Annotated in this window: 10 protein-coding genes; 5 read left to right on the forward strand and 5 right to left on the reverse strand. The window is 72.4% G+C overall.

What is annotated here, in order from left to right:
* Positions 1-57: 57 nt before the first annotated feature.
* Positions 58-1,890 carry a phosphatidylglycerol lysyltransferase domain-containing protein gene (locus tag IEJ02_RS10095; RefSeq protein ID WP_191064434.1) on the reverse strand — a complete coding sequence of 611 codons (1,833 nt, stop codon included), beginning with the start codon at positions 1,888-1,890 and terminating at the stop codon, positions 58-60.
* A 170-nt stretch (positions 1,891-2,060) separates the two neighbouring features.
* Between IEJ02_RS10095 and IEJ02_RS10100 the strand changes: the two genes are divergently transcribed.
* A complete protein-coding gene (locus IEJ02_RS10100) occupies positions 2,061-3,191 on the forward strand; it encodes an alpha/beta hydrolase (protein WP_191064435.1) in 1,131 nt (376 codons plus the stop codon).
* Between the two features lie 175 nt (positions 3,192-3,366).
* On the opposite strand, the gene IEJ02_RS10105 is transcribed toward IEJ02_RS10100, so the two are convergent.
* Positions 3,367-4,524, reverse strand: coding sequence for a betaine/proline/choline family ABC transporter ATP-binding protein (locus IEJ02_RS10105; RefSeq protein WP_191064436.1), 1,158 nt, complete (start codon positions 4,522-4,524; stop codon positions 3,367-3,369).
* A 140-nt stretch (positions 4,525-4,664) separates the two neighbouring features.
* Between IEJ02_RS10105 and IEJ02_RS10110 the strand changes: the two genes are divergently transcribed.
* From IEJ02_RS10110 to IEJ02_RS10125, 4 genes are all read left to right on the forward strand, one after another.
* Complete coding sequence (locus tag IEJ02_RS10110; RefSeq protein ID WP_138915007.1) at positions 4,665-5,348, forward strand: ABC transporter permease; 684 nt, start codon at positions 4,665-4,667, stop codon at positions 5,346-5,348.
* On the forward strand, positions 5,348-6,085 hold the full coding sequence (locus IEJ02_RS10115) for an ABC transporter permease (RefSeq protein WP_137978537.1): 738 nt from the start codon (positions 5,348-5,350) through the stop codon (positions 6,083-6,085). Before IEJ02_RS10110 ends, IEJ02_RS10115 begins: the two co-directional genes overlap by 1 nt.
* A 203-nt stretch (positions 6,086-6,288) precedes the next feature.
* Complete coding sequence (locus IEJ02_RS10120; protein WP_191064437.1) at positions 6,289-7,248, forward strand: ABC transporter substrate-binding protein; 960 nt, start codon at positions 6,289-6,291, stop codon at positions 7,246-7,248.
* 259 nt (positions 7,249-7,507) lie between these two features.
* The gene (locus IEJ02_RS10125) at positions 7,508-8,515 is read left to right on the forward strand and encodes a hypothetical protein (protein WP_317985771.1); all 1,008 of its coding nucleotides are present in this window, start codon (positions 7,508-7,510) and stop codon (positions 8,513-8,515) included.
* 57 nt (positions 8,516-8,572) lie between these two features.
* Here IEJ02_RS10125 and IEJ02_RS10130 read toward each other — a convergent pair whose 3' ends face one another.
* The 3 genes from IEJ02_RS10130 to IEJ02_RS10140 are packed head-to-tail and all read right to left on the reverse strand — an operon-like array spanning position 8,573 to position 11,908.
* Complete coding sequence (locus IEJ02_RS10130) at positions 8,573-9,715, reverse strand: NADH-quinone oxidoreductase subunit D (RefSeq protein WP_191064439.1); 1,143 nt, start codon at positions 9,713-9,715, stop codon at positions 8,573-8,575.
* A gap of 13 nt (positions 9,716-9,728) precedes the next feature.
* Positions 9,729-10,763 carry a hypothetical protein gene (locus IEJ02_RS49820; protein ID WP_191064440.1) on the reverse strand — a complete coding sequence of 345 codons (1,035 nt, stop codon included), beginning with the start codon at positions 10,761-10,763 and terminating at the stop codon, positions 9,729-9,731.
* 17 nt (positions 10,764-10,780) lie between these two features.
* Positions 10,781-11,908, reverse strand: a complete 1,128-nt coding sequence (locus IEJ02_RS10140; RefSeq protein WP_191064441.1) for an SAM-dependent methyltransferase — start codon at positions 11,906-11,908, stop codon at positions 10,781-10,783.
* Positions 11,909-11,911 lie beyond the last annotated feature (3 nt).

Consider the following 11,911-nt stretch of genomic DNA (forward strand, 5'->3'; position numbering starts at 1 on the left):
CGGATCTACGCGGGCCCGCGAAGATCCGCCCGACAGGGCCTGGGGGTGCGTTCTGGATCAGGCCGCCTGCTGGAGCTCCCGGCTCTCGCTTCGCTGCCGATGGGCGCAGGGCCGGGGCTCGGGGCGGCGGCCGCGGCGCAGCAGCCGGGGCAGGGCGAGCGAGACGAACCCCTCGGCCTGCATCGCGGCCAGGCCGATCCGGGGCAGGTCGCGGGTGTTGCGGAAGACCACGAAGCGCGGCTCCCAGCGCGGCTGGAACTTCGCGTTGAACTTGTACAGCGACTCGATCTGGAACCAGCGGGAGAGGAACACCAGCAGCGCCCGCCAGCCGCGCAGCACCGGACCCGCGCCCAGCTTCTCGCCGCGCGCCAGCGCCGAGCGGAACATCGCGAAGTTCAGCGACACCCGCTCCACGCCCAGCTCGGGGGCGGCCCGCAGCGCGGCCACGATCAGCAGCTCGTTCATGCCCGGGTCGGCGCTCCGGTCGCGCCGCATCAGCTCCAGCGACATCCCGTCCCGGCCCCACGGCACGAAGTGCAGCACGGCCTTGAGGTCCCCGTACGGGCCCTCCTCGGCGCCCTCGTCGGCGGCCTTGTGGGCGGTGGCGATGACCGCGTCCCCGTCCGCCGGGTCACCGATCCGGCCCAGCGCCATCGAGAAGCCGCGCTCGGTGTCGGTGCCCCGCCAGTCGGCGGCGGCGCGCCGGATGGCCTCCAGCTCCTCGGGGCTCAGCTCGTCGGCGCGCCGCACCCGGGTCCGGTAGCCCGCCCGCTCGATCCGCTTGACCATCTGGCGCACATTGCGCATGGCGCGCCCGGAGAGGGTGAAGTCCGCCACATCGACGATGGCCTCGTCGCCGAGCTCCAGCGCGTCCAGGCCGGTCTCGCGGGTCCACACCTCGCCGCCGGTCTCGCTGCAGCCCATCACCGCCGGGGTCCAGGAGTGGGCCCGGGCCTCCTCCATGAAGCGGGCGATCGCACCGGGCCACGCCTCCACGTCGCCGACCGGGTCGCCGCTGGCGAGCATCACCCCGGAGACCACGCGGTAGCAGACCGCGGCCTTGCCGCTGGGGGAGAAGACCACGGCCTTGTCGCGGCGGAGCGCGAAGTGGCCGAGCGAGTCGCGGTGCCCGTGGGCGGTGAGCAGGCCCCGCAGCCGCTCCTCGTCCTCGGCGGTGAGGCGGGCGGCGGGGTGCTCGGGGCGGAAGGCGAGATAGGCCGTGGTGGCCACGGTCAGCAGGCCCAGCGCGCCGAGGGAGTAGCCGACGGTGTAGTCCGCGCCGTGGCGGTAGCCCACCGGCCCCTCGAAGCCGAACAGACCCCACAGCACGTGCTCCAGCTGCTCGCCGAGCGACGGCGCTCCTTCGATGGCGTCCGGATGGGACCGGACGATGAGCAGTCCCACGGTGACGCTGACCGCGCCCATGGCCACGAAGTTGGCCAGCGCCATCCAGCGGCTGCGCGGATCCGGCAGCGCCGCGAACTCGGCGCGGTAGCGGATCAGCACCCCCATCAGGACGAGGGAGAGGACCATGCCGATGACCGAGTGCCGGTAGAGCAGCTGTGCGGCCGCGCCGACCGGCAGCAGCCCCACGGCCGCGACCCAGGCCCGCCGCTTACGCCGTTTGAGGCCGTGGGCCAGCATCAGCAGCAGCAGACCGACCACGATCGAGGCGGCGGCCGCCAGGGAGCTGACGGCGCCCGGCAGCAGCTCGGCCAGCGCGTGCACCCTGCTGTGCCGCAGCCGGGGGAAGACGATGTCCATCAGCCCGATCAGCGTGCACGCGGTACCGACGGCGGTGGGTACCGCCTCAGGCCTGGGGCCGCGTGGCAGGCGCCGTATCCGGGTGGGAACCTTCCCGGATGTTTCGGCATCTTGACTGTCAGACATCTGTATTCCCGTCGCTTCGGTCAAGAGGATCTTCGGTTCTGTTGCGCGCCATCCGCACGATTTGCGCCCAGTAAGACGGCGTTTGAAGGAGCGGGGTTCACTCCCCAGCCAACGGCTGGGAGGTTCCCCCGGCGGCACGGGGGGGCCGGCCGCCCGGCAGAAAGATAGTGATGGGTCTCACGAGCAACAACATCGTGATCGCGGCAGCCGTCGCGGCGTTGCTGCTGTTCGCGGCCACGATATGGCTGTGGCCCCGGCTGGCCGGGCGCGGCGTGGCTCCCGTGCTCGGCCGGGTCGGCATGCTACTGGGGACGCAGCTGACCGTCTTCATGGCGTTCGGACTGTTCGCCAACCAGTCCTTCGGATTCTACGGATCCTGGTCCGACCTCTTCGGTACGCAGGACGAGCCGGGTGTCGTGGTGGACCACGACATCCCGGGTACCCGGGTGCGGGTCACCGAGACCCGCCACCTGGCCATGGACGGCGGCTCCTCGCCCAGGGTCGCCGGGCGCGTCGAGAAGGTGAACATCCAGGGGCCGGTCTCCGGGATCGCGAGCCCGGCGTACATCTATCTGCCGCCGGAGTACTTCCGGCCCGAGTACGCCCGGCGGACCTTCCCCGCCGCGCTGGTGCTGACCGGGTATCCGGGTACCACCGAGGCGCTCATCAATGGCCTGAGATATCCACAGCACTCGCACAAGCTGGTCAAGGCGGGGCGGATGCAGCCCCTCGTCCTGGTGATGATGCGGCCGACGGTCGCGCCGCCGCGCGACACCGAGTGCGTGGACGTGCCCGGCGGGCCGCGGACCGAGACGTTCTTCACCAAGGACCTGCCGAAGGCGGTGGCCGACCACTACCGCGTGGGCAAGCGGGCCCGTAACTGGGGCGTCATCGGAAATTCCACCGGCGGCTACTGCGCGCTGAAGATGGCGATGCGCCACCCGGACGCGTTCTCGGCGGCGGCCGGGCTCTCCCCCTCGTACAAGGCCCCGATCGACGCGACCACGGGCGATCTCTTCGGCGGCAGCGAGCGGCTGGAGCGGGAGAACGACCTGATGTGGCGGCTGGACCACAAGCCGGCGCCGCCGGTCTCGCTGCTGGTGTCCAGCAGCGAGCACGGGGAGCGGAACTACCGGGACACCGTGCGGTTCGTGAACAAGGTGAAGCGGCTCAACCGGCGCGGGGAGCCGACCCGGATCTCGTCGATCATCCTGAACACCGGCGGCCACAACTTCAACACCTGGAAGCGGGAGGTCCCCGCCGCGCTGGAATGGCTCGGCGGCCGTCTCGCCGACCGCTGAGCGTTCCGCTGGAAGGTGCGCTGAGCTGCCGCCGTCGATCGGCTGCGGCGCCGTCGTGGCTGGTCGCGCCCACGCGGCGGAGCCGCACATCGACACGGCCCCGCGCCCCTTCGGGGCGCCTCCTGATCGGGGGGACGGCCGAGGAGCGGGCCCCGGTCAATGGGGGCGAAGCCCCCTACGCGTCGGCGACGGTCTGGAGCTGGACCTCGCCGCGGGCGATGCCGCCCGCGTCGGCGTCGATCGAGCGGCGAAGGGCCTCGTGGAGCCGGGCCGGGGTGAGGACGCCGAGGAAGCGGTCCTCGTCCAGCACCGCGATCCAGCCCGCGTCGTGCTGGAGCATCGTGCTGAACGCCTGCTTGAGCGGCGCCCCCACCGGCAGCCACGCCTCCATCCGGCGCGCGTGGTCCCGTACGGTCCCCCGCGCGCCGTCGGCCGCCTCCGCCGGGATCCAGCCGTGCAGCCGCTCCGCGTCGTCCAGGACGACGGCCCAGCGCGCCCCGTCCGCGGCCAGCTTGGCGGCCGCCTTGGGGAGCGGGTCGTCCAGGTGGACCACGGGCGGCTGGGTCAGGTCGCCGGGCTCGATGGGGGTGACCGACAGCCGCTTCAGCCCGCGGTCCGCGCCGACGAAGTCGGCCACGTACGGGGTGGCGGGTGCGCCCAGCACCGTGGCCGGGGTGTCGAACTGCTCGATCCGCCCCGAGCCGTAGACCGCGATGCGGTCCCCGAGCCGGACCGCCTCCTCGATGTCATGGGTGACGAAGAGCACGGTCTTGCGCACCTGTGACTGAAGTCGCAGGAATTCGGTCTGCAGATGTTCGCGGACGACCGGGTCGACCGCGCCGAACGGCTCGTCCATCAGCAGCACCGGCGGATCCGCGGCCAGCGCGCGGGCCACGCCGACGCGCTGCCGCTGACCGCCGGAGAGCTGGTCGGGGTAGCGGTCGCCGTAGACGGACGGGTCGAGGCCGACCAGGTCCAGCAGCTCGGCGGCGCGCTCCCGCCCCTTCTTCCGCTGCCAGCCCAGCAGATGCGGCACGGTGGAGGTGTTCTCCAGCACGGTCTTGTGCGGGAAGAGCCCGACCTGCTGGATGACATAGCCGATACGGCGGCGCAGCGCGACCGGATCCGCCTCGGCGATGTCCTCGCCGTCCACCAGGATCCGCCCCGATGTCGGCTCGATGAGCCGGTTCACCATCTTCATCGTCGTCGTCTTGCCGCAGCCCGAGGGGCCGACGAGGGTGACCAGCTCGCCCTCCGACACCTCGAAGGAGAGGTCGTCCACGGCCGTCGTGCCATCGGCGTAGCGCTTGGTGACATGCTCGAAACGGATCATGGCTCCCCATTGTTGCCGCATTCGTGGCAGACATTGTTGCTGTTGTGTGGCGATCGGACGAGATTGTCATCTCCCGGGGTTAGGGTCACCTGGAATTGTGATGAGCAACCGGCCCGCGACCCGACGGGGGAGGTGAGCGTATGGCCGACGGAAACTGTCTGATCAGTAACGAGTGGATATGCGGTGAGTATGTACGCACACGCGGTCAAGAGCTGACGGACGCGACGCTCGAGCACGTAGGGATCACGCTCGCCTCGGTGGCGATCGGCCTTCTGGTCGCCTTTCCGCTGGCGCTGCTGGCCCGCCGCTGGCGGTCGGTGGCGGGGCCGGTGCTGGGGCTGACCACGATCCTCTACACGGTGCCGTCGCTGGCGATGTTCTCGCTGCTGCTGCCCGTGTTCGGAGTGTCGGCCGCGGTGGTGATCACCGGTCTGGTGCTCTATTCGCTCACGATCCTGGTGCGCAACATCATGGCCGGTCTCGCCTCGGTGCCCGAGGAGGCGCGGGAGGCGGCCCGGGGCATGGGGTACGGCCCGCTGCGGCTGCTCTTCGGCGTGGAGCTGCCCCTCGCGCTGCCCGCGCTGATGGCCGGGCTGCGGATCACCACCGTCTCCACGGTCTCGCTCACCACGGTGGGCGCGATCATCGGATACGGCGGTCTCGGCAACCTCATCTACGAGGGCATGCGCAGCTTCTTCAAGGCCGAGGTGCTCACCGCCTCGGTGCTGTGCGTGGCGCTGGCGGTGGTGGCGGATCTGCTGCTGCTCGGCCTCCAGCGGCTGCTGACGCCGTGGGCACGCAAGAGTCGGAAGGGCACCACCTGATGGACGTCGTCGCCAAGGCGTGGACCTGGCTGGCCACCGGGGCGCACTGGGCGGGCCCCGACGGGGTGTGGCACCGGCTGGGCCAGCATCTGTTCCTGACCTTCGTCTGCCTGGCGATCTCCTGCGCGGTGGCGCTGCCGATCGCCGTGGCCCTCGGCCACATCGGCAGGGGCGGCGCGCTCGCGGTGAACATCTCCAACGCGGGGCGCGCCGTGCCCACCTTCGCCGTACTGGTGCTGCTGCTGCTCAGCCCGCTGGGGACGCACGGCCAGTGGCCCACGATCATCGCGCTGGTGCTGTTCGCCATCCCGCCGCTGCTCACCAACGCCTATGTCGGGGTGCACGAGGCGGACCGGGAGGTCGTGGAGGCGGCCCGCGGCATGGGGATGACCGGTGGCCAGCTGATCCGCCGGGTCGAGCTGCCGCTGGCGTTCCCGCTCATCATGACGGGCGTACGGACGGCCGCGGTGCAGGTCGTGGCCACCGCGACGCTGGCCGCGCTGCCGGGCGGCGGCGGTCTCGGGCGGATCATCACGGCGGGCTTCCGGCTCACCGACACCCCGCAGGTGGTGGCCGGTGCGGTGCTGGTCGCGGCCCTCGCGCTGGTGGTCGAGGGCGTCTTCGTGCTGCTGGGCCTGGCGCTCGACCCGATGCGGCGCAGGACGGGGCGGCGGTCGACCGCGGCCCGGCGCCCGCCCGCCGACCAGGCGCCGGCCTCACCGGCGCTCACGACGTAGAACCCGCGGGCCGAGCCCTCCCGCGACCGGGCGCGAAGGCGTGCGGACACCCAGGGCGGACAGCGCGGAGAGCGCGGAGAGCGCGGATGACGCATAGATCGCGGACGACGCGGAAAGCGCGGATGACGCGGGAAGCGCGGAGGAAGCGGAATGCGCCGACAACGCGGCCACACAACCGCGGCCACAACGAAGGATGGGGAACCATGGACAAGATCAATCGGGCGGCGGCCGCCGTGGCGGGGGTCGCGGCGCTGGCGGTCGGGCTGACCGCCTGCGGCGGAGACAGCCTGGAGAAGTCGAACGGCGGCGACAGCTCAGGTGAACCGGGCAAGGGCTCGCTGGTGATCGGATCCGCCTCCTTCTCCGAGTCGAAGATCCTCGCGGAGCTGTACGCGGGGGTTCTGAAGGACGCCGGCTATTCCACCTCGATCAAGACGGTGGACGCCCGTGAGCTGTATGAACCGGCCCTGGAGAAGGGCCAGATGGATGTCGTGCCGGAGTACGCGGCGACGCTGGCCGAATTCCTCAACCAGAAGAAGAACGGGTCGAATGCCGCCCCGGTGGCCTCCTCGGACGTGACCAAGACGGTCGCGGCGCTGAAGAAGCTCGCCGAACCGCGCGGGCTGAAGGTGCTGGAGCCCGGCAAGGCCGTGGACCAGAACGCCTTCGCGGTCAGCGCCGACTTCGCGAAGAAACACGGCCTCAAGACGCTCTCCGACCTCGGGAAGTCGAAGCAGAAGATCACCCTGGCGGCGGGCGACGAATGCCCCAAGCGGCCCTTCTGCCAGCCGGGTCTGGAGAAGAAGTACGGCATCGACATCGCCGGGATCGACCCGCTGGACATCGGCAGCGTCCAGGCCAAGCAGGCGGTCAAGGACGGCAAGGACCAGATGGTCCTGACCACGACCACGGACAGCACGCTGGACCAGTTCGGGCTCGTGCTGCTCCGCGACGACAAAAATCTGCAGAATGCCGACAACGTACTTCCCGTGGTGAATGCGAAGTCCGCCGGCTCGCAGAAGATCGCGGACTCGCTGAACAAGCTCACCAAGGTGCTGACGACCGCCGATCTGAGGGAACTCAACAAGAAAGTTGACGCCGAGCGGCTCAAGCCGGGGGATGTCGCCGACGACTACCTGCGGGACAAGGGGCTGGTGAAGTAGGATCAAATCCCCGCTCGGGAGGACTTGGCAAGGGCTCGGCAAGGGATCCCGGCCGCGCGATCGCCGCATTTGCCAACGGATTGACAACAGATCTGGCCCGGCGGGCACCCAAGCGACCCCTTAGCACGGTAAGTTTCGGGCCATGCCACGTGGACGCCACCGCCAATCCCCACCCCTGCACAGGCTCCTCCCTTCCGCTTCGGTCGCAGTCGCGTCAATAACCTGCGCCGCCGGTGCCTGGCTGGTCGGCGACACGGTCGTGATCCGTGGGCTTGCCGCGACCGCGGCCGGCGCCGCCGTCGTCGGCGCCGTCCTGATGCGCCGTTGGGACCGCTCGGCCGGCCGCCGGGTCGCGGAGGCCACGAGCGAGACCGCGCGCCAGGAGATGAAGTACGAGGAGCGGATCGCGGAGCTCGAGGCGGACGCCGACAAGGCGAGCGAGCTCCGCGCCGCGCTCAACACCCGGCTGCGCGCCAAGCGCGCCGAACTCGCCCGGCTCCGCAACGAACACGCCGAGCTGCTGCGCCGCTACGCCACGGCCGAGACCGAGCGGGCCAGCGCCCTGGAGGGCCGCCGCCGGCTCGCGCTGGAGGCCGCGTCCCCGGCGAAGGCGCTGGAGGCCGCCGGGTCCGCCGAAGCCGTCGACTCCGGGGACGAGCCGGACGAGCTCCCCACCGGGCTGCCGTCGGCCGCCGCGTACGCCAAGGCCGACGAGGCGCTGAGCCGGCTCAGGGAGAGCGCCCGGCGGCAGAAGGAGCGGCGGGAGCAGGCCGCCGCCGCGGCCGCCAAGGCCGAGGCTTCGGAGCAGGCCCCGGAGCAGGACGCGGAGCAGGACGCGGAGCACGACGACCGTGAGGGCCCGCGCGAGAGCCGGGGCAAGGACGGTGCCGCCACGCTGGGGAAGCCCCCGGCGGCCGGCGGGCAGGACGGCGACGGCCCGCAGGAGCCGCGCGCCCACGCCCGTACGGCCGCCTCGGCGGTGGTGCCGTATGCCGCGGCGCGCCGGGCCGCCTCCCGTTCGGAGAGCGGCTTCGACTACTTCGGCACCCAGAAGAAGCAGTCGAAGAAGCAGAAGCGGGAGCCCGAACCGGCCGCCGAGGAGGACCTCGCCGATGTGATCGGCGACGAGACCCTGGCGGAGACCAAGAAGGCGGAGTCCCAGAAGGCGGAGTCCCAGAAGGGCGCGGTGGGCGAGGTCATCGACCTGACCGCGCACGACGAGACGGAGCAGATCGACCTCGGGGAGCTGCGCAGCGCGATCTCGTGAGGGATCGCCCGTGCGGCTCGCCCGCTCGCCGGCCTCGTTGGCCTCCTTGTCGTTGCACTACTTGTCGATGTCGCCGACGACGAAGAAGAGCGACCCCAGGATCGCCACCATGTCGGCGACGAGCGTGCCCGGCAGCAGCTCGGTGAGCGCCTGGATGTTGTTGTACGACGCCGAGCGGAGCTTCAGCCGGTACGGCGTCTTCTCGCCCTTGGAGACGAGGTAGTAGCCGTTGAGGCCGAGCGGGTTCTCGGTCCAGGCGTAGGTGTGGCCCTCGGGCGCCTTGAGCACCTTCGGCAGCCGCTGGTTGATCGGCCCCGGCGGGAGCTCGTCCAGCCGGTCCAGGCAGGCGTCGGCCAGCGCCAGCGAGGCGTGCGTCTGCTCCAGCAGGCATTCGAACCGGGCGAGGCAGTCGCCCTCCTGGCGGACGGCGACCTCAAGGACGTCCTGGAGTTCCGGATAGGCCAGATACGGCTCGTCGCGCCGCAGATCGAAGTCGACGCCCGAGGCCCGGGCGATGGGGCCGCTGACCCCGTACGCGTGCACCGTCTCGCGGGCCAGGACGCCGACGCCGCGGGTGCGGCCCCGGAAGATCTCGTTGCCGAGCACCAGGTCGTCGTACACGCCCATCCGCGAGCGCACCTCGGCCACGGCCTGCCGGGCCCGGCCCAGCCAGCCCGCCGGGAGGTCCTCCTTGAGGCCGCCGACCCGGTTGAACATGTAGTGCATCCGGCCGCCGGAGATCTCCTCCATGACGTGCTGAAGGTCCTCGCGCTCCCGGAACGCGTAGAAGATCGGCGTGATCCCGCCCAGCTCCAGGGGGTAGGAGCCGAGGAACATCAGGTGGTTCAGGACCCGGTTGAGCTCGGCGAGCAGCGTACGGGTCCACACCGCGCGCTCCGGGACCTCCATGCCCAGCATCCGCTCGACGGCGAGCACGACGCCGAGTTCGTTGGAGAAGGCGGAGAGCCAGTCGTGGCGGTTGGCGAGCATGATGATCTGGCGGTAGTCGCGCGCCTCGAACAGCTTCTCCGCGCCCCGGTGCATATAGCCGATCACCGGCTCGGCGCTCTGGATCCGCTCCCCGTCGAGGACCAGCCGCAGTCGAAGCACTCCATGGGTGGAGGGGTGCTGTGGGCCGATGTTGAGCACCATGTCCGTGCTCTCGGCGGCGCCGCCGATGCCGACTGTCGTCTCCGTCATGCGTACCAGTCTCTCAGCTGCCCGGCGGGCCACGCGGCGGAGCCGCATATCGACACTTCCCCCTACCCGCCCCTTCCCGTACCAGGGACTCCACCCCTGGCCCCTGGGGCCTGGGGGCGGTGCCCCGTCCGGGGGTGGTGTCCCGTCCGGGGGTGGTGTCCCGTCCGGGGGTGGAGTCGCGCCTGGTGGTGGAGCCGTGCCCGGTGGTGGAGCCGTGCCCGGTGGTGGTGCCGCGCCTGGGGGTGGGGTCCCGTCCGGTGGTGGTGCCGTGCCTGGTGGTGGTGTCGCGCCTGGTGGTGGTGCCGTGCCCGGGGGTGGTGTCCCGTCCGGGGGTGGTGCCGCGCCTGGCGGTGGTGCCGCGTCCGGTGGGGGTGCCGCGCCTGGTGGTGGTGTCCCGTCCGGTGGTGGTGCCGCGTCCGGTGGTGGTGCCGTGCCCGGTGGTGGTGTCCCGTCCGGTGGGGGTGCCGCGCCTGGCGGTGGAGTCGCGTCCGGTGGGGGTGCCGCGCCTGGTGGTGGTGTCCCGTCCGGTGGGGGTGTCGCGCCTGGTGGTGGTGTCCCGTCCGGTGGTGGTGCCGCGTCCGGTGGTGGTGCCGTGCCCGGTGGTGGTGTCCCGTCCGGTGGGGGTGCCGCGCCTGGCGGTGGAGTCGCGTCCGGTGGGGGTGCCGCGCCTGGTGGTGGTGCCCCGTCCGGTGGCGGTGCCGCGTCCGGTGGGGGTGCCGCGTCCGGTGGGGGTGCCGCGTCCGGTGGGGGTGCCGCGTCCGGTGGGGGTGCCGCGTCCGGTGGGGGTGCCGCGTCCGGTGGGGGTGCCGCGTCCGGTGGGGGTGCCGCGTCCGGTGGGGGTGCCGCGTCCGGTGGGGGTGCCGCGTCCGGTGGGGGTGCCGCGCCTGGTGGTGGTGTCCCGTCCGGTGGCGGTGCCGCGTCCGGTGGGGGTGCCGCGTCCGGTGCGGAGCCGCGTATCGATGCGCTGCGTGGCGGGGCCGGGGGCTGGGGCGGAGCCCCAGTTGTGGGAAGGGGCGGGGAGGGGAAAGCAGCCCGCCGCAGGCGCCAAGCTTCGCCGGACACCCCCTACGGCCGGAGCACGTCCTGGGGCAGGTTCACCGGGTGCAGGAGCCAGGTGAAGGCGCCGAGCCCCGCGGGGTCGGTCAGCTCCGCGGCCTCGCCCACCGCGCTCAGGGCGCGGACGTAGGCGGTGGGGTCGGTGGAGGCCAGGGCGAGCGGGGGACGGCGGGTGTCGAGGCCCAGGGCGCGCAGCGCCTCGCGCTGGGTCAACAGCCGGGAGCCGGGCCCGGGCGCGGTGGCGGACGGGTCCATCGCGGTGCCGGACGCGTCCATCGCGGGACTGGACGCGGTCGGCGCGGTGCCGGACGCGTCCATCGCAGGCCCGGACGCGTCCATCGCGGCGGCGCACGCGTCCATCGCGACATGCGCCGTCAGATCGCAGGTGCCGTCGGGGACGGGCCGGACCTCGCGCCCCTCGCGGAAGCCGGTCAGGGTGCCGAACGGGGGCCGGGCAGCGCGTTCGTGGGCGTAGTCGACGGCGACCGCGAGGCCCGCCCGCAGGGAGCCGACGGCCCGCGCCCAGGCCGCCTCGCGCGGATGGCCGATCTCGGCGCGCAGCCCCGGTTCGGCGCCCGCCAGGGGCCACCAGCGGTCCAGCCACGCGGCGTCCTCGCCGTCCACCGGGTCGCCCAGCCGCTCGGTGCCGTCCGGCGAGGCGAGGTCCACCTCGACCCGGCGGGGCACGCCGTCCGCGTCGGTCTCGGCCACGTCCACGGGCACGTTGTCGAGCCACTCATTGGCGAACAGCAGCCCCGTGCACCCCTCCGGCGGGGCGTCGAGCCAGGCGATCCGCCCGTCCAGGCCCGTCGGCCGTTCCGCCCGCTCCACCGCGTACGGACGCAGCCGCCGGCCCAGCCCGTGCGGCAGGCCGGGGGCCAGGGCGAGCACCCGCGTGAGCAGCTCGCCGCGCCCGGCGCCCAGGTCCACCAGCGCCACCTCGGCCGGGCGCCCCAGCGCCCCGTCCACCCGGGACAGCAGCTCCGCGACCGCCCGTGCGAACAGCGGTGAGGCATGCACCGACGTGCGGAAGTGCCCTGCCGGGCCCTCCGGGCGCCGGAAGAAGCCGCCCGTTCCGTACAGCGCGCGTTCGGCCGCCGTACGCCATCCGCTCCACTCATGCTTCTCACTCGCCACACC

Origin of the sequence: Streptomyces sp. 5-10, from assembly GCF_014712245.1 — a bacterium.
In the GTDB taxonomy this organism is placed as follows: domain Bacteria; phylum Actinomycetota; class Actinomycetes; order Streptomycetales; family Streptomycetaceae; genus Streptomyces; species Streptomyces violaceusniger.

Bases quoted from the DNA above. Each gene is read 5' to 3' on its own strand.
- IEJ02_RS10095 (WP_191064434.1), bottom strand. From the start codon at position 1,890: ATGTCTGACAGTCAAGATGCCGAAACATCCGGGAAGGTTCCCACCCGG.
- IEJ02_RS10100 (WP_191064435.1), top strand. From the start codon at position 2,061: ATGGGTCTCACGAGCAACAACATCGTGATCGCGGCAGCCGTCGCGGCG.
- IEJ02_RS10105 (WP_191064436.1), bottom strand. From the start codon at position 4,524: ATGATCCGTTTCGAGCATGTCACCAAGCGCTACGCCGATGGCACGACG.
- IEJ02_RS10110 (WP_138915007.1), top strand. From the start codon at position 4,665: ATGGCCGACGGAAACTGTCTGATCAGTAACGAGTGGATATGCGGTGAG.
- IEJ02_RS10115 (WP_137978537.1), top strand. From the start codon at position 5,348: ATGGACGTCGTCGCCAAGGCGTGGACCTGGCTGGCCACCGGGGCGCAC.
- IEJ02_RS10120 (WP_191064437.1), top strand. From the start codon at position 6,289: ATGGACAAGATCAATCGGGCGGCGGCCGCCGTGGCGGGGGTCGCGGCG.
- IEJ02_RS10130 (WP_191064439.1), bottom strand. From the start codon at position 9,715: ATGACGGAGACGACAGTCGGCATCGGCGGCGCCGCCGAGAGCACGGAC.